Raw genomic sequence first — 24,506 nt, 5'->3', positions numbered from 1 at the left:
CCTGGGAGCGGATCGATGCGTGCAGTCCAGAAGCCGTGCCTCGTCCTCCTCGTGGGAGCGCTCGCGAGCGCCTGCGCCATGCCGGGCGCGAAGCGCGAGCCCTCCCACTTCAAGAAGTGGTCCTCCAAGCCGCCGGAGTGTGACTTCGAGCTCTTCGAGGAGGACTTCGAGCCCTCGCGCCCCTACGAGGTGCTGGGCTCGCTGACCTTCGACGGCAACGAGTGGCTGGGCGCCGAGGGGCGCAAGGAGGTGCTGCGCGGCACGGCGTGCAAGGCCGGCGCGGACGCCGTCCTCCTCTCCCGGCCTTTCGAGCGCGGTGTCGGCAAGCATCTCATCCGCTCCTATGACGTGCGCTTCGCCGTCTACACGGACGTGCCCCCGCCGCCGGAAGTCCAGGCCGAGCGGGACGCGGCCCACACGCCGCCCCCTCCGCCGCCGCGCGCTCCGGACGCCGTGGAAGTGCCCACTCCCGCGTGGGAGCAGGACGTCGAGGGCACGGCCGTCATCCAGAAGCAGTAGGCTGGCGGGCGACGACTCCACACCGACACAGGAGGAGCCCATGAGGGGAATGCGAGGAGGGGCGCGCTGGGCGGGTGCATCGCTGGCGCTCGCGCTGGTGCTGCTGCCGGGTTGCAAGACGCCGGGCAGCTTCCGGGAGCCCGTGGCCCGGTTCCAACAGGGCCACACCGAGGCGAGCGCCGCGCTCGGCCTGTATTACTCGGAGATGAACCGCTTCGAGCGCGACCTCTACCTGGACGAGCGTCTGTACGACACCTCGTTGGAGGTGCTCGCCAGCGACGCGTCGGGCCAGCCCACGCCCCTGGTGGGCAAGGTCTTCTCGCCCGAGTCCATCCAGGCCCGCATGGACGCCATCGCCCTGCTGGGCATCTACGCCGAGCGGCTGGCCACCCTCGCCGGCGCGGACAACCCCGGCAAGCTGCCCGAGTCCTCCCAGGCCCTGGGCACGCAGCTCGGCGCCCTCGGCAAGCAGATGCAGACGCTGGCCGGCAAGGGGGATGCCTCGGCCAGCCGCTACGTGGAGCCGGTGACCACGCTGCTGGGGGTCGCCACCTCGCTCTTCCTCGAGGCCCGTCAGGGCGCCGCCCTCCAGAAGGGGATTGAGCAGGGCGCGCCCCAGGTGAACCGCATCCTCGACCTGCTGGAGGAGGACATGGTGGAGGTGCTCGGGCCCCAGCGCCTCACCGGGACCAAACAGGCGCTCGCCACCCGGGTGATGTTCTACAACCTCAACCGCGAGAAGCTCTCCCTGGCCGAGCGCCGCGCGGTGCTCGACGACATCCGCCGCGCCTCCGATACCTACGAGGCCCTCGTGGTGGCCCATCCCGTGGAGATGGCCCGCGCCCTGCGCGACGCCCACGAGGCGCTGCTCCGCTTCGCCCGCTCCGAGCGCAAGGTGGAGTCCTTCGAGGAGCTCTCCTCCGCCATGCAGGCCTTCCAGGGCCGCGTGCAGACCGCCTCCGCCGCCGTCCAGCGCCTCCGCGAGCCCCCCAAGGAGTAGCCCATGGTCTTCGACACCCAGACGTTGAGCCGCCTCGCCGAGCGCTGTCTAGAGCTGTCGATGGCGGGCGCCCTGCCGCCCGAGACCCGCGCCCAGTACTACGCCCATGCCAAGCGCCTGCGCGAGCTGGTCATGCAGTTGCTCAGCGCCCGCTTCGACGCCAACTCCTCCGAGTTCAAGCAGGCCACCGATGCCATGCACGACACCAACCACGCCCTCGCCGAGGCCGCCGAGGATCTGAACAAGATCACCCAGGCGGTGGGCCGGTTGACCGCGCTCGCGGGCTACCTGGACAAGGCCCTCGGGGTGGCCGGGCGGGTGCTCTCGTAGCAACCCGGGGCCCGGGCCCCCTCAACCGGGCCCCCCATTCGGCCGATACTCATACTTTGGCCCCCAAGCAGGTGCGAGGCGCGCGTCCTGACGCGCGCACGGTTGTGTATGGCTTTGGTGTGCTGCTGCGGCACGAGGTGGAGGCGCGGCATCTGTATGCTATGCGCCGCCAAGGCTAGCCTCGAGGTCAGTTCTGCCGCGAGAGCGCCACTCCTAGATTCAGTTGCGATGCGATTCGGAATGGGTCGCGTCGGGGGCGGGTGCGCTACGGCTGCATCAGTTGCAGCATTCACCATGTTTCCTTTCTTGGGGGACTTCAATGCTGAACCTTTCGAACATTCTCGATGGGTTGACCGAAGAGCAGATGGACCGCGTCCTCGAGTTCAAGGCCGGCTGGGAGAGGTCGCACAGCAAGAGCAAAAGCAAGAGCAAGAGCAAAAGTAGGAGCAAGAGCAAGAGCAAGAGTTGCTCCTGGAAGTCTGGCCACAAATAGAGCGGGCTGAAGAACAGGCTTCAGCCCTGGCGCACCACGCCCCTATCTCGGTCATGACACAGCAACGTCTCTATGTGTTTCCGGAGTACTTCGAGCTCCACCCCTTGAGCGAGGGCGAGGGCGAGAGTCTCCTCGGTGGCTCGGACGCGAGCACCGGCGAGCGCTTCATGGTGGTGGACACGCGCGCTCACCAGTACTGCTATCTGGTCAACCTGGTCATCAAGAGCTACCTGGAGCTGTTCAGGACGCCACGCGCGGAGGCGGAGGCGCTGGAGGAGCTGGCGCGCCAGGCGGGGTGTCCCCCCGAGGCCATCGCCGAGACGGTGCGGACCTTCTTCCGGCGCATGCGGCGCGCCGGCCTGCTGCGCTCCGCGGGGGCGGACTTCCGGGGGGAGTCCACCTGGGCGCTCACCCCCGGGCAGGTGCTCGGTGAGTACCGCGTCGGAGAGCTGATCGTGGAGAAGCCAGACGTGGCGCTCCATCACGCGCGGCAGGTGGGCACCGGCATCCCCGTGGTGCTCAAGGTCTTCATCCTGCGGGGGCCCAGGGCGGGCCGTGAGCGCGAGCTCTTCGGGCGGGAGTTCTCCCTCATGGCCGGGCTGGCTCCGCATGAGAACGTCTGTCGCCTGCTGGCCTTCCACCCCGGGGAGCCCTGCTACGCCGCGCTGGAGTACGCCGGCAGCACTCCAATTCGTCAGGTCATGGCGGAGGACTTCCTGTCCCTGCCGGAGCGGGTGCGCATCGGCGCCGAGGCGCTCGCCGCGCTCGCCCACCTGCACCGCCACGGCTTCCTGCACGGCGATGTCCACTCGCGCAACTTCATGCTGACGGACGAGCACCGGGTGAAGCTCATCGACTTTGGCCTCTCGCGGCGCAGCGGCGACGCGGAGGAGGCGGCTTGCGTCCCCCATGGTGGCCTTCCCGCCTTCATGCCCCCCGAGCGCATCGAGCCCGGCTCGCTCAGCATCAGCATCCGCCCGGGTGACATGCGCTCGGAGGTGTTCCAGCTGGGGGTGTTGCTCCACGGAATCCTCACGGGCCACGAGCCCTTCTCGGAGAGGGTGCTGTGGAGACGTCTGGCGCAGGCCATCCGCAGCCAACCGGCTCCCCGCGCGGTGTGGACTCCCGAGGGCGAGCGCATCCCGGCGGCCCTCGCCGACGTCATCGGGCGCGCCCTCGCCAAGGCCCCGGAGGAGCGCTTCCCTTGCGCCGTGGAAATGCTGGAGGGCTGGCGCGCAGCCCAGCGGCGCGGCGCGCGGCCCGTCCGGGCTGGGGAGGGCGTCTGCCCATGAGCCTCGGGGGATGGCTGCGCCGGGCCCGCTTGAAGGTGGACCCGCAGCTGAGGAGCAACGACTGCGGAATCAGCGCGGTGAAGACGCTCTGCGAGCGGCTCGGGGTCCCCATGAGCCGCGAGGCCATTGCCGCCGCTCTCCCCCTGGACGCCGAGGGGCTGCGCCTGGACAGCCTCAAGGCGTTTCTCCAGGAGCATGGCTTCGGGGTGCGCACGCACCCGCTGGACGTCAGCGATGCCGCGGGGCTGGAGAGGAAGCTGGGCGAGCTCGCCCCATGTCTGGCCACGGTGCGCCTGCAGGCCACCGGACTGTTGCACTACGTGGTGATCGACGGGGTGGAGCGGGGGCGGCTGCGCATCCTCAACCCCACACACGGGCAGGTGGAGCGCTGGACGGTGGCCGACTTCGTCCGGCGCGCGCACACCGTCCAGGTGCCCCTGACGGAGGAGTTGTGGCGCGGCCGCATCCGGGGCCAGGTGATGGAGGAGCTGGAGCGGTACGGGCTCCAACCGGACACTCCTCCCAGCGAGGCGGAGGTGGCGGCGCTGTACAACAAGCTGCTCTACTTCGGCTACGTGAAGCAGAACTTCGGGTTGAAGGACGAGGCGGCCGAGCGGGCCTTCCTCGCCGACCTGATCCACCACCAGCAGCTCTCGTCCGTTCCCCAGCGCTTCCGCGCGGTGGAGGGCAGTGAGGAGCGGCGGGTGCTGGCGGCGCCCGTGGTGCTCGCGGTGCGGCCTCCGGCCTCGAGGGCGGAGCGGCAGGTGCCTGACGAGATGCCGGCCCATCCGCTCTGGCGGCTGTTGAAGGAGGTCGGCGCGCTGCGCGGTATCTGGTACCTCTTCCTCCTGGCCGCCGTGCTCTCGTCCGTGACGACGCACACCGCCGTCTTCGTCAACCAGTTGCTCGTTGACGAGATCATCCCCCAGTTCGACTTCGGAGTGCTGGTCACCTTCGTCCTGGGCCTGGGACTCTTCAGGCTGTTTGACATTCTCCTGGGGGTGTACACCCGGTACGTGGCGGTGCACCTGGGATTGGAGCTGGACCGCTACTTCCTGCTGCGCTTCGGGGAGCGGATGCTGACGGGGAGCATCCAGTACCTGCGCTCCTTCACGCGGGGGGACGTGCTCGAGCGCATCAGCGACAGCCTCAAGCTCAAGAGCTTCTTCACCAGCTACTTCTCCCGAATCGTCGTCAACGCCTGTGTCTCGCTCAACGCGCTCGTCGTGCTGTTCGTGCTCAACTGGCGGGCCGCCGCGCTCGTGCTGCTGACCCTGCTGGTGCTGGGCGCCCTCCTCGTGGCGGTGACGCCGGCGCTGCGGCGGCTGGAGAGCGAGCGCTTCCGGAACAAGGCCGACCTGCTCTCCTGCATGGTGGAAGGGCTGGAGGGGGTGCAGCCCATCCGGGCCTTCAACCTGGAGGCGTACTTCAGCGCGCGGCTGGGGGCTCAGGCGGGGCGCTACCTGGAGACGCAGCGCAAGGGGAAGCTGCTCGACCTCGCGAGCACCGCGGCCGTCGCCCTCGTCACCACGGCCGCCTCGCTGCTGCTCATCCTGCTGTGCGCCCGTGGGCTGATTGCCCAACAGTCGGTCTCGCTCGGACAGCTCCTCACCTTCATCGCCCTGTCGGCGAAGATCTTCTCCTCCTTCACCACGCTGCTCGAGGAGAACCTCTCGCTGCAGGAGAACCTGGTGATCCTGAGGCGTTACTTCGACTTCGACGAGGGCGGAGCCCGCCGCGCCCCGCACGCGCCGGAGGAGGACGTGCGGGTGGAGGTGCTGGAGGCGCGGGGGCTCGTCTACCGCTACCCCTCGGGCCTGGGCGTCCTGGAAGGGGTGGACCTGTCGCTGCGCAGGGGGGAGAAGGTGCTCCTGATGGGGGCCAACGGGAGCGGGAAGTCCACCCTGGTGCGAGTGCTGGCCGGGCTCCAGCAGCCCTCCAGTGGGACGGTGCTGGTCAACGACGTCGCGCGGGAGCTCCTCGGCCAGCGGGCGCTGCGGCGGCGGGTGGTGCTGGTCTCGGCGGAGGACACCCTCTTCAACGAGACGCTGCGCTTCAACATCACCTTCGGCCGGCGCCACGGCACGCGGCGCATCGTGGAGCTGGCGAAGCGAATCGGCTTCTACGACTGCATCGTCCAGCACCCGGAGAACCTGGAGCGGCTCATCGACGAAGGGGGGCGCAACCTGTCCACCGGCCAGCGGCGCAAGGTGCTGGTGCTGCGCGCCCTGCTCTCGGAGGCGGACGTGCTGATTTTCGACGAGATCTTCCGGGGAATCGACCAGGAGTCGAAGGCCGCCATCGCCAGGCTGCTGGGGGAGATTGGCGATCGGGCGATGCTCTTCATCTCGCACGAGTCCGTGGAGGGGCTGCACCTGAGCCGCAAGGTCCTGCTGCACGGCGGGCGCATCCAGGAGGCGGGCGGGGCGGACGGCACGCCGGCCCGGGAGGTGGCATGGGCGGCCTCGGCAATATAAGGAGAATCTTTGCCCTGCTCGTGGGCAGCTTCGTCATGGGGGGGGTGCTCTTCGCGACGGTGGAGGTGAATGCCGTCGTGCGCGTCCGCGAGGGGGAGGTGCTCTCCTACCAGCCCCGCTCCGTCCACAAGGCGCCGTACGAGGTGCGGGTGGTGGCCCAGTACGTCCACGAGGGGGACGCGGTGCAGGAGGGGCAGCTCCTGATGCTCCTGGAGAACGAAGAGGTCGACGCCGCCGCGCGCAAGGCGGAGGCGGACTACCAGGCCCTGGAGGAGGAGCTGCGGACGGTGGTGGAGCAGATGGACAACGCGGGCGGGCGGGCCGTGCTCCACCGCCGCCAGCTCGCCCTCCTGCGGCGGAAACATGGGGTGGAAGAGGCCCAGGCCCGCGAGAGCCTGGGCGCGTTCTCCCGCCAGCTGGAGCTCGCCCGGGAGAAGCAGGCGATGGCGGAGGTGAAGGCGGAGCGCAGCCGCGGGCTGCAGGACCGGGGGCTGCTCTCGAAGGAGGAGCACGAGGCGGACTACCGCGGCGTCCTGGAGGCGAGGAGCGCCGCCGCCGAGCTGCTGAGGCTTCGGCGGGAGCAGGAGGCGGCGGGGCTCAAGTTGGGGGGCACCTACCGCGGCGAGCTCACACGCGTCGAGCTGGAGCTCCTCGGCGCGGAGGCGGCGCGGCTCTCGCTGCTCGAGCGAGCCAACAAGCTGCGCAGGGAGTTGGAGAAGCAGCGCGAGGAGAAGGAGCTGCGCGGCCGGCTCGTGGCCAGGCAGGAGGTGCGGGCGGACATCCGCGGCACCATCCGCTATGTCCACAATGAGAAGGCGAGCAGCAACCGGCTCCTCGCGGGAGAAATCCTGGTCGAGGTGGCGCCCGTGCTGGAGGAGGGGAGCGCGCTGTATGCGAAGTTCAAGCTGACGCAGGACGAGGTGAAGCGAGTGCTGGCAGGCCAGCGGGCGCACCTCAAGGTGGACGCGTTCCATTTCCATCGGTACGGGGTGCTCAAGGGGCGCGTCCGCTACGTGTCCCCACCGAACGATGCCAATGAATTCTTCGCCATCGTGGACCTGCCCCCGCCACACCCGTTCGAGGTCCGCCCGGGTTACAAGGTGCGAGGCGAGATTGTCACCGGGCAGCTGCGGCTCTACGAGTCCGTCCTGGCGAAGCTCTTCGACCGCTTCGGGGGGGAGCAAGCAGGGCTCGCCCCAGGTGAACACCCTGAAACACGAAGCCCCGCGTCCCTTTCGGGAGCGCGGGGCCCGTGAGGCTTCAGCTCGAGGCGTGGATTACAGCTTGGCGCCCGGCGTCGGCTGGAACATCTCGTTGAACTCGGCGATGCACTTGTTGAGCACCGTCTTGATGTCCGCCGTCAGCTCGCGCTTGGACGCGATGTCCTTGGCGAGCTGCGGGTAGCGGCCATCCGAGAACTCGATGAACTCGCGCATCCAGCGCACCACGTCGGACACCGGAACCTGGCGGATCCACCCGCGCTTGTTCGCGTCCTCGCGGTTGGTCGCCGCGTACAGCTGCATGACCTGCTTCTCGACCGGCATGGGCTCGTACTGGCCCTGCTTGAGCACCTCCACCAGACGGGCGCCGCGCGCCAGCGTCTCCTGGGTCGCCTTGTCGAGGTCCGAGCCGAACTGCGCGAAGGCCGCCAGCTCGCGGTACTGCGCCAGGTCCAGCTTCAGCGTACCGGCCACCTGCTTCATGGCCTTGATCTGCGCCGCGCTTCCCACGCGCGACACCGAGAGACCCACGTTGATGGCGGGACGCACACCGGCGAAGAACAGGTCCGTCTCGAGGAAGATCTGCCCGTCGGTGATGGAGATGACGTTCGTCGGGATGTAGGCGGACACGTCACCGGCCTGCGTCTCGATGATGGGGAGCGCGGTGAGCGAGCCGGCGCCCTCCTCGTCGGACAGCTTGGCGGCGCGCTCCAGCAGGCGGCTGTGGATGAAGAACACGTCGCCCGGGTAGGCCTCGCGTCCCGGCGGACGGCGCAGGAGCAGCGAGAGCTGGCGGTACGCCACGGCCTGCTTGGACAGGTCGTCGTACACGATGAGCGAGTGCATCTTGTTGTCGCGGAAGTACTCGCCGATGGCCACGCCGGCGTACGGGGCGAAGAACTGCATCGGCGCGGGGTCCGAGGCGTTCGCCGTCACCACCACCGTGTACTCCATGGCACCGGCGCGGGCGAGCTTCTCCACCACCTGGGCCACCGTGGACTGCTTCTGGCCGATGGCCACGTACACGCAGTAAACGTTCAGGCCCTTCTGGTTGATGATCGCGTCGATGGCGACGGCCGTCTTGCCCGTCTGGCGGTCACCGATGATGAGCTCGCGCTGGCCGCGGCCGATCGGAACCAGCGCGTCCAGGGCCTTGATGCCCGTCTGCAGGGGCTCGTGCACGCTCTTGCGCTTCACGATACCGGGGGCCTTCACCTCCAGGCGGCGCACCTCGGTGGACGTGATGGGACCCTTGCCGTCCAGCGGCTCGCCCAGGGGGCTGACCACGCGGCCCAGCAGCCCCTTGCCCACGGGCACCGAGGCGATCGTCGAGGTGCGCTTGACGATGTCACCCTCGCGGATGTCCTTGAAGTCACCCATGATGGCGACACCGACGTTGTCCTCCTCGAGGTTGAGCACCAGGCCCTTCACCCCGTTGGAGAACTCCACCAGCTCGCCGGACAGCACGCCCTCGAGGCCGTAGACACGGGCGATACCGTCGCCCACGGAGAGCACGGTCCCGGTCTCGGCGACGGTGACCTTCTTGCCGTAGTCCTTGATCTGCTCGCGGATGATTCTGCTGATCTCGTCGGCGCGGATTTCCATCTTGCGTCCTTGCACAGGGGCGGCCGGTGGGAATGCCGCCAGAGAAACCTATATGGCGGGGCCCCCTTACCACGCGCCCCCCCCCACCGCAACGCGCAAGGGCCCGTCCGGGCACCGGTTGTCATCGGCGCTGTAAGAGTCGCTGGAGGGCGGGGGTTTGCCTCTCAGGCGCCCGGGGCGTGCCGGGGCAGCCACACGATGAAACGCGTGCCCAGCCCGACTCCGGACTCCACCGAGATGCGGCCCCCATGGGCCACGACGATCTGCCGGGCGATATAGAGGCCCAGCCCCAGCCCATCGCCACTGGCGCGCTTGCCGCGCTTGAAGGGCTCGAACAGGGTCGCCCGCTCCTCCAGCGGCACCGGCGGCCCCTCGTTGCGCACCGTCAGCGTGAGGCCGTCCGGCATCCCCGCCACCTTCACCTCCACCGGCGTGTCCTCGGGGCTGTGCTGCACGGCGTTGCCCACCAGGTTGTCCAGCAGCTGGCCGAGCCTCGACTCGTCCCAGCTCCCCCGCATGTCCCCCTCCGACTTGGAGACGATCAGCCGGGTGGGGTGGGACGCCTGGAACTCCTCCACCACCCGCTCCAGCAGCTTGTCGAGCGACAGCGGCGCCGGCCGCACCGGAATGCCCCCGGCCAGCCGCGCCCGCGTGAAGTCCAGCAGCTCGTGGATCATCCGCTCCATGCGCCGGGTGGCCGTGGCCACGTGCGCCACCTGCCGCGCCTGGGTCTCGTTCAACCCCCCGCCGCGCTGGAGCGCCCCGGTGCTGAGCTGGATGGCGTAGAGCGGGGTGCGCAGGTCATGCCCCACCACGCCCAGCAGCTGCTCGCGGAAGGCGTCGGCCCGGGCCGCGGCCTCCTCGGAGGCCTTGCGCGCGCCGATGTCCCACACGGCCGTCATCCGCACGGTGCGTCCGGCGTACTCCACCTGCCGTCCCAGCACCTCCAGGAAGAGCCGCTTGCCGTCGGCGCGCAGCCCCGTCATCTCGTAGGGGGACTCCACCTGCCGGCTCATCGCCCGCTGCACGGAGTCGCGGGACTCGGGCGCCACCCAGCGCGCCAGCGGCTGGCCCACCATCTCCTCCGGCGGGATGCCAATGAGGTTGGCCAGCGAGGGGCTCACCTCGAGGACGAGCCCCCCGTCATGCAGGAAGTAGCCGTCACACGAGACGGCGACGAGGCCACGCAGCCGCTCCTCGCTCTGGCGCAGGGCCAGCTCCCGCTCCACGCGCTCCGTCTCGTCCTCCAGCATCAGGCCCACGCCGGAGCGCAGCCCGCCGGTGGACGCCGGGAGCAGGGAGACCCGGAGGTGCCGCACGCCCCCACCCGGAGGGCCCAGCGGGCCGGACACCCGCGCGCCCAGCACCTGCTCGCCCAGCAGGGCGCGGTTGAGCAGCGGCATCAGCTCCTTCACCACCCCGGGCCACACCTCGCCCGTCGAGCGGCCCTCGTACGCGCTGCCGGGCAGCCCGCTCAAGGTCATCATGCCGGTGTTGACGAAGCGGAAGCGCAGCTCCCTGTCCAGGAAGGCGAGACCGAGACCCGACGCCTGGAGTAGCGCCCCGAAGCACTGCTGGGCCTCCTCGGAAAAAGAAGGGGCCATAGGGGCTGCATGAGAGCGGTGGAGGAGAGGCTGCGCCATGGGGACGGGCACGGGCTGGGACCCGTGTGGTCACACCATAGCCTTTCCCGGACCCGCTGGGAATACCGGGCTTGCTGGGAAGTGGGGAGGAGCCGACAACACGGCTTCCCCGGGAGTCCAGCGAGCGAGACGGCTAGCGCTGCTTCAGCTCGCGGCGGAGCTGCTCGAGCTGGGTGCGCAGGGTGCCGTCATAGAGGGTGCTGCCCACCTGGGCGGCGACGCCCCCGAGGACGGCGGGGTCCACGCGGGTCTCCAGCACCACGTTGCGCTGGGTGAGCTGCTTGAGGGTGCCCGTGAGGGACTGGAGCGTCTCGGCGGACAGGGGGGTGGCGCTGGTGACCTGGCCGCGCACGCGGCCGGCCTGGGCGTCCACCATGTCGCGGTAGAGGCGGGCGATGTCCGGCAGGTAGCCCAGCCGGTTGCGGTCCACCAGCAGGCGCATGCTGTTGGCCAGCACGGTCTCCACCGGGCCAATGGCCTTGAGGAGCGACTCCACCACGCGGGCGCGCTGCTCGCGGGAGTAGGCCGGGTTGAACAGCACGTCCGCCAGCTCACGGCTCTGGCCGATGGCGCTGGAGAAGGAGGAGAGCTGCTCCGACACGGCATCGGCGCGGCCAGCTTCAGTGGCGACGTCGAGGAGCGCGCGGGCGTAACGGCGGGCGATTGACACGTTCACCATGGCGCGGCGGCCCTTAGCACGCCCCCCAGCCGGGGGCAACGCCGGGACGTGCGGCTCGTACGGGGTCTCCAATAAGTTCCCCTGGGGCTGTACCTGTCAGGGGGGGTGCACGGGGGGACTCCGGAACCGCGCATCTCCGGCGTATCATGCACTTCCTTCAATGCGCGACCCCGTCATCGGCATCGATCTGGGCACCACCAACAGCGCCGTGGCCTCCGTGGAGGAGGGACGGCCCCGCGTCATCCCCTCGCGCACGGGAGGCCGGCTGACGCCCTCCGTCGTGGGCCTCACCCCGAAGCTGGCCGAGCGCGTGGTGGGCACCAAGGCCCAGGCGCTCGCCCAGGAGCACCCGGACTGCGTGGTGTGGGCCACCAAGCGCTTCATCGGGCGGCGCTTCACCCCGGAGCTGGTGCAGCAGGCCAAGGCGGTGGTGCCCTACGGGCTGGCGGGCGGCAACACCGGGGACGTGCGGGTGAAGATGGCCGGGCGCACCGTGCCCGTCACCCAGGTGTCGGCGATGATTCTGGGGGAGCTGAAGCTGGACGCCGAGGCCTTCTTCGGCCGCGGGGTGAGCAAGTGCGTCATCACCGTCCCGGCCAACTTCGATGACAGCCAGCGCCAGGCCACGCGCGAGGCGGCCACCATCGCCGGGCTGGACGCCATCCGCCTCATCAACGAGCCCACCGCCGCGGCGCTCGCCTACGGCCTGTCGCGCGGCTTCCAGGGCCACGCGCTCGTGTTCGACCTGGGCGGCGGCACCTTCGATGTCACCGTCCTGGAGATTACCGACGGCGTCTACGAGGTGAAGGCCACCGGCGGAGACCCCGCGCTGGGCGGCGAGGACTTCGACCTGCGCATCGTCGAATGGCTGCTGGCGCAGGTGGACGACAACCACCGCGAGCTGGTGCACCGGGACCTGGTGTCCATGCACAAGCTGAAGGTGGCCGCCGAGCAGGCCAAGCGCGAGCTGACGGAGTACGAGGAGACGCTCATCTCCCTGTCGGAGCTGGGGGACCATACCCAGCCGGCGCGCAAGCTGACGGGCCTGGAGACGGCGCTGACGCGGCACTTCTTCGAGCAGCTGTGTGAGCCGCTGTCCAAGCGCTGCATCGCGGTGTGCGAGTCGGTGATGAAGGAAGCGGGGATGGACCCGCACGCGGTGGACACGGTGCTGCTGGTGGGCGGCATGACGCGGGTGCCGCTGATCCGCCGGCTGGTGACGGACTTCTTCGGCAAGGCGCCCTCCACGGACGTCAACCCGGACGAGGCGGTGGCGCTGGGCGCGGCCATCCACGCGGACGAGCTGGCTCGCCAGTCCGGCGCGGCGCTGCTCCTGGACGTGGTGGGCAACTCGCTGGGCGTGGGGGTGATGGGGGGGAGGGTGAAGCACCTCATTCCCCGCAACAGCTCGGTGCCGGTGGTGGCCAAGGACGTCTTCCTGCCGGGCCGCAACGGGCAGACGGAAGCTCGCATCCCCATCTACCAGGGCGAGAGCGAGATGCAGGACGAGAACCGCAAGCTGGGCGAGGTGGTGCTGCGCAACCTCCAGGGCTCGGCGCGCGCGGACACGCCGCTGGAGGTGACGTTCGAGCTGTCCAACGAGGGGACGCTCTCGGTGCGCGCCACGGACCTGAAGTCGGGGCTGAGCGAGGCGGTGAAGCTGGAGGCGCGCCCCCACCTGCCGGGCCAGGAGGCCGAGCGGCTCGTGAAGGAGCAGGCGGTGTACGCGCAGAAGCAGGCGCAGGCGGACGCGAAGAAGACGGAGGAGACGTTCCGCAAGCTGCTGGAGCGCGGCGAGAAGCTGGCCAAGCTGCTGCAGCACACCGCCGAGGAGAACCCCAGCGAGCAGGCGGACGCGGCGATGATCAACGTGCGCTCGCTGCTGGCCACGGGCTACTCCGCCCTGGAGGGCCGCGACGCCGAGCAGTGCGCCGCGGTGGCGCGCCAGCTCACCCAGCTGCTCTCCGGCCGCTGAGGGCCGCCACCGTCACGGCACCGGGGCGATGCGCACCATCCGGCCCACGGAGGGCACGCCCGCGTCGTTCACCAGGAAGAGCTGGTAGTAGCCCGGCGGCGCCAGGTTGTTGCTCGCCGGCGCGGTGACGGTGAGCACGCCGCTGCCGCGCGTGAAGGGCAGGGTGAGCAGCCGCTGGTTCTGGTCGAAGGCGTGCGTTACCGAGCCCAGGGCGATCAGCGTCACCTTCGTCACCCGGCCCGCGTCCGGCGTCGAGATGGTGAACGTCGTCCTCGGCGACACCACGTCCGGCACCGAGCTCACCACGGGCCTCGCCCCCTTGAAGAGGTAGGGCGGGGAGAAGATCTCCGCGGAGTTCGCGTTGCGGCCCCCCGCGCTCAGCACCCGCCCGTCCGGCAGCAGCACCGCCGTGGCGTGATAGCCGCGATAGAGGCTGTTGCTGGCCAGCCGCGTCCACCGGTTGGTGACGGGGTCATACACCTCGGCATGGAAGACCGGCGTGCTCTTGTTGTCGAAGCCACTGCCCCGGCTGCCGCCCGTCACCAGCACCGTTCCATCCGGCAGCAGCGTCGCGTTGTGCTGCCGCCTCGCCGTGCTCATGGGCGCCACGTACCTCCACACTGGCGAGGCCGCGTTCAGGTCGAGCTGCTCCACGGTGGCCGTCGGCGGATCCCCTCCTCCGATGAGCAGCACCCGGCCGTCCAGATACACCGCGGGCCCGTAGCTCCGGGTGCCGTAGTTGCTCGAGGGCCCCGTCACCCACGCCCCCGTCCCGGCCGGGTCCATGAAGCGGCTCACCCGCTGCGGTCCCGCCAGGAAGAGCCTGCCATTGGGCGCCAGGAACATCCGCGGGTAGTACGGTAACTTGAGCCGCGCCGTCGTCATGTCCCGCCACGTCCGGCTGGCCGCCAGGTAGCGCTGGGGAAGCTCGTTCATCACGCCGCTGGCCACGGTCTCGCCGGAGATCACCATCACGTCCCCGTTGGCGAGCGTCACGTTGGTGGGGTACCAGCGCCCCTCGTTCATGTCCGGCAGGCGCGTCCACGCCGAGGCGAAGGGATCCCACAGGCTCGCGTCCTCCAGGCCCACGTGGCTCTCGATGTGGCCGCCGGTGATGAGCAGCTTGCCGTCCGCGAGGAAGGAGTGGCCCGCGCAGAAGATGTTGTAGCCCGGGATGGGCAGCCGGCTGAGGCCTCCCGTGGCCGGGTCCCACAGCCCCGGCGGATCATCCCCCTGGGCGAACTCGCCGAAGAACATCACCTTGCCGGTGGGCAGCAGGCTGGTGTGCGTGGCGGAGAGCGGCCACGCCATGACGTTCGACCACTGTCCCACCTCCGCGGGAGTCTGCGCCCTCGCCGGGCCCGCCAACGCCGCGCATCCCACGAGCCAGAGCGCGAGCACTCGCGGCTGGGAAAGAATCGGTCTCATGGACATCGCCGCCTCCACGGGGTCCCGCTGGTTCAAGGGCAGAACCTAAGTGGCCGCGCCCGCACGCCAAGCCGGTCCCGCGGTCCAAGGCAATGGTGGGTGGTGGGCTGACCGGGGACTGTCGGGTGTGGACTGCTCACCCCGGACCTCCGCGCTGGTAGTCACGGGGCGCCGTGCCCCCACATTGCGGGCCGTCCCTTCATCCCGGGAGGTCCCCATGAGGTGCTGGCGTCCGTTCTCCATTGTGCTGGCCCTGCTCTCCGCTCCCGCCCTCGCCCAGCCGGGGGAGTCCCCGCTGGACGCGAGCGGCTGGAAGCCCTGTGGGAGCGCCGCCTCCCCCCTGGCGGGCGTGCCTCCTGGCGAGGGGGACTCGGAGCCGGGAAGGCTGGTGCGCGGCGATCGCGTCCTCCTCTTCGTTTCCGATGATGGGGTGCACGGCCTCGAGCCCTGGGTGAGCACCGGGACGGGAGGCCGCGGCACCTCGCTCATCAAGGAACTCCGCCCTGGCCCCGAGGGCTCGGAGCCCACCTTCCTCACGCCGGTGGGCGACCGGGTCTTCTTCGTCGCCGATGACGGGGTGCACGGGCGCGAGCTTTGGGTGAGTGACGGTTCCTCCGGCGGCACGCGTCTGGTGAAGGACATCTGGCCCGGCGAGGATGGCTCGTACCCGCGCTCCCTGGCCGAGGTCGGCGGCCTGCTCTTCTTCGCCGCGGGAGACGCCGAGCACGGGCGCGAGCTGTGGCGCAGCGACGGGACGCCCGAGGGCACCTTCCTCGTCGAGGACCTGGAGCCCGGGCCCGAGGGCTCCAGCCCCTACCTGCTGACGCGCGGGGGAGATGGCGCGCTCTACTTCGTCAGCAACTTCCAGGGCTTCTTCATGCGGCTGATGCGCACCGACGGGAAGTCCCGGGCCGTCGAGCTGTTCCGCAGGTCGAGCGAGGGCGGCGGCCTGGAGTCGTTGCTGGCGGTGGGCAACAAGGTGTTCTTCGTCTCGAGCACCGTCCACGACGACGCCATGGCCGAGCTGCGGATGACGAGCGGAGGGGCCGCCGTGCTCGTGGCCTCGTTCCACACGCTCCACGACCTGGTGGGGATGGGCGGGCGGCTGTATTTCAGCGCCACGGGGGAGGGCGACTCCATGGGCGAGGAGCTGTGGCGCAGCGATGGCACCCGGAAGGGCACGCTGCGCGTGAAGGACCTGAGGCCCGGTGCCGAGGGCTCGTCCCCGAGCGGGCTCGCCGTCCTGGGCCGCCGGCTCTTCTTCTCCGCGGACGATGGGGTGAACGGGCGCGAGCTGTGGATGAGCGATGGCACCGCCTCCGGCACGCTCCTCTTCGCGGATGTTGCTCCGGGCGCACAGGGCTCGGCTCCCGAGGGGATGACCGCCCTCCAGGGCCAGCTCTTCTTCAGCGCGGAGACGCCGGGACGAGGCCGGGAACCCTGGGTGAGCAGCGGTGCGCCCGGGAGCGTCACGCCGCTCGACGAGCTGGCCCCTGGCCCGGAGTCCTCGAACCCGGGCGGCTTCGTGCGCTCCGGCTGGGACGTCTTCTTCCTCGCCGGGGATGAGGCCCACGGCCGACGGCTCTGGGCCCTGCCCTTCCGGCCCGCCCACTCGTGTGACGACGACGCCCGGTAGACGGCCAGGCGGCGCTTGAGCCGTCCGCACGATGTCTGCATTCTTCTCTGTATCGAGGAGAAGGCACATGAGCGACGAGCAGGGTGACGGAGTCACGCGGCGGCAGGCACTGGCCGTGGGGCTGGTGGGGGCCGCGACGCTCGCCGCGGCTTCGAGCGTGGGAGGCGGCACACCGCAGGCCGGCCCGGAAGAGCCGCGCAAGGGCTCCGGTGGGCAGCGGATGCCCGTCGTCTTCATGCCCCACGGTGGCGGTCCGTGGCCGTTCGTCGACCTCGGCTTCGGTGACCAGGCGGGACTCGATGCGCTCGCAGGCTACCTGCGCTCCGTCCGGGCGCTGCCGAAGACGCCGCCCCGGGCGCTGCTCGTCGTCTCGGCGCACTGGGAGGAGCCGGTGCCCACGGTCATGACGAGCCCGCGTCCGCCCATGCTCTACGACTACTACGGCTTTCCTCCCGAGTCGTACCAGCTCACGTGGCCCGCGCCGGGGGAGCCGAAGCTCGCCACGCGGGTGCAGGAGTTGCTCGGCGCCGCGGGCTTCCAGACGGCCACCGATGCGAGCCGCGGCTACGACCACGGCACGTTCGTCCCGCTCAAGCTCACCTACCCGGACGCCGAGGTGCCCACGGTGCAACTCTCCCTCAAGCGGGGGTTGGATCCGCGCGAGCACCTCGCGATGGGACGCGCGCTCGCCCCGCTGCGCGACGAGGGCGTCTTCATCATCGGCAGCGGCATGACGTACCACGACCTGCGCAACTTCTTCGGCCCGAGTGCCCGCGGGGTGTCGGAGACGTTCGACGCGTGGTTGCGCGAAGCCGCCACGCTCGAGCCGGAGGAGCGCGACCAGCGCCTCACGCAGTGGTCAACGGCGCCCGCGGCGCGTCAGGCCCATCCGCGCGAGGAGCACCTGCTGCCCCTGATGGTCATCGCGGGCGCGGCCGGAGAGGACCGCGGCAGCCTCGCGTACAACGGGACGATGCGCGGCATCCGGCTGTCCGCCTACCACTTCGGCTGAGCGGCCGCCGCGCCTGAGCCCCTTCAGGTAAGTCCGCGAACATCTCCCCTCTCCCTTCGGGAGAGGGACGGGGTGAGGGTGCCAGGGCCTTGGGTTGAACCCCTGTCCACACGGAGGGTCCCGGGTTGGAAGAACGGGCTCGGATACCCTCACCCCAACCCTCTCCCGGGGGGAGAGGGAGCATCGCCCCTCCGGTCACTTCCCTGAAGGGGATGAGCCCGTGCCTCAGTCCGCCTGCAGGTCCTGCTTGATGATGTTGGACTGGCCGGCCTTCACCTCGATGGTGCGGGTGATGTCCTTGCCGAGGTCCCGGTTGATGAGCCGCACGGTGTGCGTGCCGACGGGGACCTGGACGGCCGGGAAGGGCGTCTGGCCGATCGCCTTCCCATCCAGGAACACGGTGGCATAGGGCCGGATGCGGAAATCCACCCTGGCCTTCGCGACCTTGCGCCGCACCGTCTGCGCCTCGGCGGGCTCCGGCGGGGTGGGCTCCGGCGAGGCGGGCTCGCTGGCCTCCACGGGCTGCTCGGGCTGCGCCACGGCTGCCGGGCCGGCCACCGTCGGCGGCTCGGCCTGGGGCGGGGCGGCCACCACCGGCTGAGCCGTCGCGGGCGGCGCGGGCGCGGCCTGCACGGGCGCGGGGGGCATCGGCTGCGAGGGCTCTTGCGGCGCACCGCTGCTCCGGAAGAGCACGACGCCACTGCCCGCGGCGAGAAGCACCAGTCCTCCCATCACCGCTCCCAGGCCGGCGCGGCGGCGGCGATTCAGGAGGACGGTCTCCTGCGCCTCGGGCGCGGCCTGCGCGGGCGCGGCCATCTTCTGGGCGCCCACCGGCTTCTCGGGGGCGGGCTCCGTCTGGAGGCCCATCGTCTTCCCGGGCTGCACCGTGGGCAGGTCCCGCCTGCTGGGGGAGATGAGCGTGGGCTCCAGGACGGGCTCGGTCCGCTGCCCGGTGGAGTGGCTCAGGGCGGTCCGGGCGCGCGTGGCGTCCGGCTGGCTCCCGGGCTGCTGGGAGGCGTCGAGCGGGGCGGCCATGGTGGCGGGGCCCGGCTCGCCGGCCGGGGTCCGCTGGGGAGACATGAGGGTGGCGCTGAAACCGCCGGTGTCCCCTCGCGAGGTGGGCGTGGGCCTCGCCGTCGCGGCGCCCTTCGGACAGAGCCGCTCCACCCACTGCGCCATGTCCCGGGGGCCCACCGGCTGGCCGGTGGAGAGGATGAACCGCTCCAGGTCCGCCTGGAAGGCGATGCAGTCCGGGTAGCGCTGCTCGCGCACCTTGGCCATGGCCTTGTCGAGGATGCTCACCAGCGCCGGGGGCAGGTCCGGGCGGCGCGCCGACGCGGGCACGAGCGGCTCGAAGAGGATGGCCTGCATCATGCTCACGTCGGTGGTGGCCTCGAAGGGGTACTTGCCGGTGAGCAGCTCGTAGAGCACCAGCCCCAGTGCGTACACGTCCGCGCGCCGGTCCAGCTGCTGGCCCTGCAGCTGCTCCACCGGCATGTAGGCGATCTTCCCCTTGATGAGGCCCGTCTTCGTCTTGTGGCTCTGGTTGGTGGCCTTGGCGATGCCGAAGTCCACCACCTTCACCGTCCCCTGGCGCGACAGCAGGATGTTGTCGGGGCTGATGTCGCGGTGGATGAGCTCCAGGTGCTTGCCGTTGGACGGGTCCACGAAGTCGTGGGCGAAGGACAGGCCCTCGCACGCCGCGGAGATGACCTTCGCGCAGAACTCCGGCGGCAGCGCCACGCCCGCCTGCACGGCCCGCGCGGACAGCGTGCGCAGATCCGGCCCGTCGATGTACTCCATCGCCAGGTAGTAGGTGCCGTCGGCCTGGCCGAAGTCGAAGATCTGCACGATGTGGGGGTGGTTGAGCTGCGCGGCCACGCGCGCCTCGGTGAAGAACATCCCCACGAACGCCGCGTCCTCCGCCAGGTGCGGCAGGATGCGCTTGAGCACGAGCGTCTTCTCGAAGCCCATGGGCCCTTCCACCCGAGCGAGGAACACCTCGGCCATGCCTCCGGTGGCGAGCTTGCTGACCAGCTGGTACTTGCCGACTTGCGTCAAAGCCATCTCCTGGCGGCGGATGCGGCGGCATCATATGCCCACCGCGCCCGGAGCACAGCGGGGGGGCTGCCAGCGCCCGGCCCCCTCCTGCTACGGTGTTGCACATGAAAGCCAGTACCCTCCGGACAGGGCGAGCGCGGGTGCTCGCCCTGTGTCTCTGCGCCTGCCTGCCTGCCCAGGCGCTCGCCGCCGCTCCCGCTCGGAAGGCCCCGGCCCGCAAGGCCCCGGCCCTCAAGGCGGACTTCAAGAGCCTGTTCGCCGCCGCCGTCCGCTCCTACCAGAGCTTTGAGTACGAACGAGCCCTGGAGCAGTTGTCCCGGGCCAAGGCGTTGGCGCAGGGCGTCGAGCAAGAGGTGGCGGTGGCCCTGTACCAGGGCATCGTCCAGGCGGAGCTCGGGCAGCGGGACGAGTCGCTGGCGGCCTTCCGCACCGGCCTCTACCTGAAGCCGGACGCGGCGCTGCCGGTGAAGGTGTCGCCCAAGGTGGAGCGCGACTTCGAGGACGTGCGCCAGTCCGTGCTGAGCGATCTGGGCACCCCCGCGGAGGGCAGCCCGGAGCCCGCGGCCACCGCGCAGGCCCCGGCGGATCGCCCGGTGCAGTCCCCCGGCCTCACCGCCCGCGTGGAGCCGCCGCCCCGGGCGCCCGCCTACGTCCCCTCCGCCAGCACGCCGCCGCCGTCCGGCCCCCGGGTGCTGCCGCTGCTGTTCCTGGGCGCGGGCGCGGTGGCCGGCGGCGCGGCGAGCTTCTTCGGCCTGCAATCGTCCGCCAACCTCCGGTCCGCGATCGATGCCGACTACTACGATGTGCGCGCCTCCCAACTGAAGGCGGCCGAGGGCAACGCCCTCATCGCCAACATCCTGTTCGGCACCGCGAGCGCCGCCGCCCTGGGCGCGATCGCCACCTTCCTCATTCCCGGGAGCCCCAGCGCTCCTGCTTCCGCCTCCACGGGAGGGGGTTCTCCGTGAGCCACGCGTCCAAGCTCCTGCTGCTGTCCTGTCTGGCCTGCGCCTTCACCGCCTGCGGCGTCCCGAGCATCGAGGATCTCGAGGCCAAAGACCCCGACGGCTACGGCTGCAACTCGGACCACGCATGCCCGACGGGCTCGTTCTGCATCGAGGACCGTTGCATCCGCACCGAGGACCTGGCGTGCGTGCCCGGGACTCGCGTGCCCTGTGGCGCCGACAAGGGCGAGTGCCGTCCGGGGACGCAGCTGTGCAACGCGGAAGGCATCCTCGGCGCCTGCGTGGACGCGGTGACGCCGGTGTTCGAGAAGTGCGACGGCAAGGACAACGACTGCAACGGCTCGGAAGACACGTGGGCGGCCCCCGTCGCGCTGACGCTCAACCACGAGCTCGGCACGCCCGCGGCCGCCATCGCCGTGAGGCGCGCGCCCGACGGCACCCAGGACACGTTGCTCACCTTGATGGCGGAGAACGGGAGCATCGTGGCGAGTACCCTCGCCCCCGATGGCACCTGGAAGGTGGGCAAGAAGCTCTCCCATCCCTTCATGTCCTTCAAACTGCCCGCGCTCGCGGCCCAGGGGGACACGGTCGCGGCGGCGTGGCTGGGGGTGAAGTACCCGGTGGGCACCGAACCGATCGTCTACACCGTCTATCTGGCCATGCTGGATGGGAGCGGCGCACCCACCAACGAGCAGGTGCTCGACATTCCCCATGGCTCGACGGGTGTCGAGCCGGACCAGATCAAGCTGGCCATCAACAACACCCATGTCCTCGTGCTCATCAAGACGCCGGGCGAGTCCGTCCTGGTCACGGTTTCCCGGAGTCTCGATGCGGCGAGCCGCAAGGGCCCCGTCAGGCTCGGCAGCGTTCACTCGGGCCGGTGGTTCCACGCCATGCCGGGCGGCGCGAGGGATCGCTTCCTGGTGGCGTACGAGGACACCTACACCAACCCCACCAACGGCTTCGTCACCTACCATAACCGGGCGGTCACCGTCTCGAACGACGGCGTGCTCGGCACTCCCATCCTCATCAACAAGAGCACGCTCACCCATTCGCCCTTCATCGTTCCGGTCCCGGGCGACGCGTCGGGGTACTCCGTCTACTACGTGGAGAACGGCTACGACACGGCGAGCCCGAGGAAGTCCCTGGTCGCCTTCACCCGGTGCGGTGCGAGCACCTGTGACGCGCCGCAGGCCTTCGCCACCTTCGAGAACGAGGTCGTGCGCATGCAGCTGGCGGTGCCGCCGGGAGCGGCGAAGCCGGAGATGGCGCTCTTCCGGTGGCAGAACGAGAGGCTGGACCCCCCGTTGCTGACCGCCGTCACCTTCGCGGACAAGGCGGAGTGGCGCAACGAGCTGCGGCCGCCCGGGCAACCGACCCTCTCCGAGTCGCTCGTCGTCATGCCGGACTCCACCCGCTACCTGCTCTACAACCAGTGGCCTCCGCCGCCCTCGTCGGTGGCGTCGCCAGCGGTGGGGTACGCCGTGACCGAGGCGTACGTCCTGCCCTTCTGCAGTCCGTAGCGCGCCTCGGTTTTCCGGCTGCTGTTTCGCGAGGGGTCTCGACTTTCCGAGGCCCCTCGCACGGTCCGTCCGGCTCCAACTCCGCGAAATCCCGGGCCTCGTGTGAGGCGCCTGGCTCCTGGCACACGGGTGGCAGAAGCCCGCCGCACGCTGGGCCGGAAGACGATTTCGAGGAGTCACGGACATGACGAAGCACGGTGGGCTGGCGCTCGCGCTGCTGGGAGTGGCGGCGTGTGGCGGAGAGAACGGCATTCCCAAGAACCAGCCGGTGCAGCTCGAGGCGCGGCTGGAGGCCTTCGAGAGCTGCGCGGCGCTCGAGTCCTATATCGAGGACAGCGCGGTGCTCGACATGCGCTCGACCATGGAGCGCACCAAGCCCTCCTATTGGAAGGGGCGCGGGGGCTGGTTCGGCGGGCCGCTGGAGGTCGCGGACGGCGCTGGCGCTCCGGTGCCCACCAGCGGGGGCGCTCCGCCCGCGGCCCCGGGCTCCGGACCGAACGACCATACCGGCACCAACAACCAGGTGGAGGGCGTGGACGAGGCGGACTTCGTGAAGAACGACGGCACGCGCATCTTCGTGCTCTCGGGGCAGAAGCTGTATGCCCACCGCTCCTGGCCGGCCGAGTCGCTGCGCGTGGAGTCCTCGCTGACGCTCGAGGGCTGGCCCCGGCAGATGTTCCTGCACGGCGACAAGGTGGTCGTCTTCTCGACGGTGGCCGATGCCTCCGGGGGCTCGAGCGGTGGCAGCGGCGGCATGGCGGACTGCGCGGCGCTGGGCCCCTGTGGCTACGGCGGCGCCTCGTTCACCAAGATGACGACGGTGGACGTGTCCGACCTGGCGGCGCCCCGGGTGACGGACGAGCTGTACCTGCCGGGTGGCTACCACGATGCGCGCCTGGCGGGCAGCGCGGCGCGGCTGGTGATGCGCGACGCGTTCCGCTGGCCCTCCGGCATGCGCTGGTGGCCCGACTACACCCAGGAGCTCTGGAATGACCAGGGGCGGCTGGAGAAGGAGCTCGACCGGCTGATGGCGGAGAACGAGCGGCTCATCCGCGCGAGCTCCCTGACGCAGTGGCTGCCCGAGGGCCGGCACAAGCGGGCGGATGGTACCGTGGAGACGTTCGGCTACGACTGCCGCGACTTCCACAAGACGAACGCGCCCACTCGGCTGGGGCTCGTCACCGTGGCCTCGCTGGATTTGGAGGCGCGGACGTTCCAGCCGCCGGGCCGCGTCTCGCTGGTGACCGAGCCGGGCGAGGTGTACGCCACCGCCAGCGCGCTCTACCTGGCCACGCCGCACTGGTGGTGGTGGCCGGAGGCGGGGCAGACGGACCATACGTATGTGCACAAGATCGACCTGAGCCAGCCGCACAGCGCCTCGTACGCGGCCAGCGCCACGGTGCAGGGCCACCTGTTGAACCAGTTCAGCATGGACGAGCACGAGGGCGTGCTGCGCGTGGCCACCACCATCAGCTCGCGGGTGGCGGAGCCGGGCAACGAGTGGGGCCGCACCGAGACGACCAACCGCCTCTTCACCTACGCGCAGCGGGGAGCGCGGCTCGAGCTGCTGGGGCAGAGCGAGGAGCTGGCCAAGGGCGAGCGCATCTACAGCGCGCGCTTCGTGGGCAAGAAGGGCTACGTGGTGACGTTCCGGCAGGTGGATCCGCTCTTCACCTTCGACCTGTCCGACCCGGCGCACCCGCGCAAGGTGGGCGAGCTGAAGGTGCCGGGCTTCTCCTCGTACATCCACCCGGTGGGGGACACGCACCTGCTGACGGTGGGCATGCAGGTGCCGGAGAACGGCGACTGGCGCGGGCGCGCCATCAAGCTGAGCCTCTTCGACGTGTCGGACCTGGCCAACCCGCGGGAGACCTTCACGCAGCAGGTGGGCACCGCCTACAGCTGGAGCGAGTCGCTCTATGACCACAAGGCCTTCACCTACTTCCCGGCCAAGGGGTTGCTGGCCATTCCCTTCATGGACTGGTCGTGGGAGTCCCCCAATTACTGGGACAGCTTCGTGAGCGAGCTGCGCGTGTTCCGCGTGGACCTGGCCGCGGGCTTCACCCCGGTGGGCGCCATCTCCATGCGGGATGCCTACCAGGTCATCAACTCCCACCAGTGGAGCTGGGTGTACATGCCCTACGTGCGCCGCAGCGTGATGGCGGATGACTACGTGTACGCCGTCACCGACGCCGGCGTGCGCGTGGCCCACGTGGGCAACCTCGCCCAGCCGCTGGCCACCTCGCGCTTCAGCCCTTTCTCCTTCGCCCCGTGATGCGGAGGCTCTCCACCATGATGCGTTTCACATCGAAGAAGAGCCCTGTCCTCACCGCCGCGTTGGGCCTGCTGCTGGCCTGCGGTGGGGGCGCGAAGCCAGAGGAGGACGGGCGGGTGCGCCTGAACATGTGGTCGCTGCCGGAGGGGTGCTCGCCAGACAAGACGTGCGGGGCGCTCACCGGGGTGGACTGCGGCTCGGCGGTGGATGGGCCGTACTATTACGTGGAGACGGACACCGGCCGCGTCGTCGAGACGTGCGGCGGGGCGTGCATGGGCGGGCCCAGGCCCGACGAGGGCCTCTGTGTGGAGTGCCCACCGCGGCAGTGGACCTGCGACTGAGGAAGGCGGGCCGGCCGCTCGTGGGGCAGGCGGCC

General features: G+C 70.4%; 18 protein-coding genes. 13 read left to right on the top strand and 5 right to left on the bottom strand.

The features are described from left to right. Positions 1-15 precede the first annotated feature (15 nt). The 6 genes from NR798_RS44070 to NR798_RS44045 all read left to right on the top strand — a co-directional run bounded on the left by NR798_RS44070 (position 16) and on the right by NR798_RS44045 (position 7,367). Complete coding sequence (locus tag NR798_RS44070; RefSeq protein WP_375768619.1) at positions 16-519, top strand: hypothetical protein; 504 nt, start codon at positions 16-18, stop codon at positions 517-519. A 40-nt stretch (positions 520-559) separates the two neighbouring features. Further along, positions 560-1,519, top strand: a complete 960-nt coding sequence (locus tag NR798_RS44065) for a hypothetical protein (RefSeq protein ID WP_375768618.1) — start codon at positions 560-562, stop codon at positions 1,517-1,519. Between the two features lie 3 nt (positions 1,520-1,522). Then, the gene (locus NR798_RS44060; protein WP_375768617.1) at positions 1,523-1,849 is read left to right on the top strand and encodes a hypothetical protein; all 327 of its coding nucleotides are present in this window, start codon (positions 1,523-1,525) and stop codon (positions 1,847-1,849) included. 465 nt (positions 1,850-2,314) lie between these two features. After that, entirely contained in the window at positions 2,315-3,634 is a 1,320-nt protein-coding gene (locus NR798_RS44055; RefSeq protein WP_375768616.1) for a serine/threonine protein kinase, read from the top strand. Continuing rightward, positions 3,631-6,111, top strand: coding sequence for an ATP-binding cassette domain-containing protein (locus NR798_RS44050; RefSeq protein ID WP_375768615.1), 2,481 nt, complete (start codon positions 3,631-3,633; stop codon positions 6,109-6,111). Before NR798_RS44055 ends, NR798_RS44050 begins: the two co-directional genes overlap by 4 nt. Before the next feature lie 20 nt (positions 6,112-6,131). Next, the gene (locus NR798_RS44045) at positions 6,132-7,367 is read left to right on the top strand and encodes an HlyD family secretion protein (RefSeq protein WP_375768614.1); all 1,236 of its coding nucleotides are present in this window, start codon (positions 6,132-6,134) and stop codon (positions 7,365-7,367) included. 21 nt (positions 7,368-7,388) lie between these two features. On the opposite strand, the gene atpA is transcribed toward NR798_RS44045, so the two are convergent. The 3 genes from atpA to atpH form a co-directional block, all read right to left on the bottom strand. Continuing rightward, positions 7,389-8,936 (bottom strand): F0F1 ATP synthase subunit alpha, encoded by a 1,548-nt coding sequence (gene atpA, locus NR798_RS44040; RefSeq protein WP_375768613.1) that lies wholly within the window; start codon positions 8,934-8,936, stop codon positions 7,389-7,391. Between the two features lie 164 nt (positions 8,937-9,100). Then, positions 9,101-10,540: an ATP-binding protein gene (locus NR798_RS44035; RefSeq protein ID WP_375768612.1), complete on the bottom strand. Its 1,440-nt coding sequence runs from the start codon at positions 10,538-10,540 to the stop codon at positions 9,101-9,103. Between the two features lie 172 nt (positions 10,541-10,712). Next, entirely contained in the window at positions 10,713-11,258 is a 546-nt protein-coding gene (gene atpH / locus NR798_RS44030; protein WP_375768611.1) for an ATP synthase F1 subunit delta, read from the bottom strand. Positions 11,259-11,418: 160 nt separating this feature from the next. Between atpH and NR798_RS44025 the strand changes: the two genes are divergently transcribed. Further along, positions 11,419-13,233 (top strand): Hsp70 family protein, encoded by a 1,815-nt coding sequence (locus NR798_RS44025; RefSeq protein WP_375768610.1) that lies wholly within the window; start codon positions 11,419-11,421, stop codon positions 13,231-13,233. Positions 13,234-13,245: 12 nt separating this feature from the next. Here NR798_RS44025 and NR798_RS44020 read toward each other — a convergent pair whose 3' ends face one another. Beyond that, positions 13,246-14,079 (bottom strand): galactose oxidase-like domain-containing protein, encoded by an 834-nt coding sequence (locus tag NR798_RS44020; RefSeq protein WP_375768609.1) that lies wholly within the window; start codon positions 14,077-14,079, stop codon positions 13,246-13,248. 799 nt (positions 14,080-14,878) lie between these two features. On the opposite strand from NR798_RS44020, the gene NR798_RS44015 reads away from it, so the two are divergent. After that, positions 14,879-16,297: an ELWxxDGT repeat protein gene (locus NR798_RS44015; protein ID WP_375768608.1), complete on the top strand. Its 1,419-nt coding sequence runs from the start codon at positions 14,879-14,881 to the stop codon at positions 16,295-16,297. A gap of 67 nt (positions 16,298-16,364) precedes the next feature. Beyond that, positions 16,365-17,309 carry a dioxygenase gene (locus NR798_RS44010; RefSeq protein ID WP_375768607.1) on the top strand — a complete coding sequence of 315 codons (945 nt, stop codon included), beginning with the start codon at positions 16,365-16,367 and terminating at the stop codon, positions 17,307-17,309. Positions 17,310-17,534: 225 nt separating this feature from the next. Here the strand turns inward: NR798_RS44010 and NR798_RS44005 are convergent, their stop codons facing one another. After that, complete coding sequence (locus tag NR798_RS44005; RefSeq protein ID WP_375768606.1) at positions 17,535-19,376, bottom strand: protein kinase; 1,842 nt, start codon at positions 19,374-19,376, stop codon at positions 17,535-17,537. 98 nt (positions 19,377-19,474) lie between these two features. Here NR798_RS44005 and NR798_RS44000 point away from each other — a divergent pair, with 98 nt between their 5' ends. The 4 genes from NR798_RS44000 to NR798_RS43985 all read left to right on the top strand — a co-directional run bounded on the left by NR798_RS44000 (position 19,475) and on the right by NR798_RS43985 (position 24,471). Further along, a complete protein-coding gene (locus tag NR798_RS44000) occupies positions 19,475-20,335 on the top strand; it encodes a hypothetical protein (RefSeq protein ID WP_375768605.1) in 861 nt (286 codons plus the stop codon). Then, positions 20,332-21,855 carry a hypothetical protein gene (locus NR798_RS43995; RefSeq protein ID WP_375768604.1) on the top strand — a complete coding sequence of 508 codons (1,524 nt, stop codon included), beginning with the start codon at positions 20,332-20,334 and terminating at the stop codon, positions 21,853-21,855. Before NR798_RS44000 ends, NR798_RS43995 begins: the two co-directional genes overlap by 4 nt. Before the next feature lie 184 nt (positions 21,856-22,039). After that, positions 22,040-24,130, top strand: a complete 2,091-nt coding sequence (locus NR798_RS43990; RefSeq protein ID WP_375768603.1) for a beta-propeller domain-containing protein — start codon at positions 22,040-22,042, stop codon at positions 24,128-24,130. A 17-nt stretch (positions 24,131-24,147) separates the two neighbouring features. Continuing rightward, complete coding sequence (locus NR798_RS43985) at positions 24,148-24,471, top strand: hypothetical protein (RefSeq protein ID WP_375768602.1); 324 nt, start codon at positions 24,148-24,150, stop codon at positions 24,469-24,471. Positions 24,472-24,506: the final 35 nt, after the last annotated feature.

The organism is Archangium gephyra (assembly GCF_042230915.1).
Classification (GTDB): Bacteria; Myxococcota; Myxococcia; order Myxococcales; family Myxococcaceae; genus Archangium; species Archangium gephyra_B.
The sequence above is the reverse complement of the archived record's forward strand: the minus strand, read 5'-3'. Positions and strand labels throughout refer to the sequence as shown.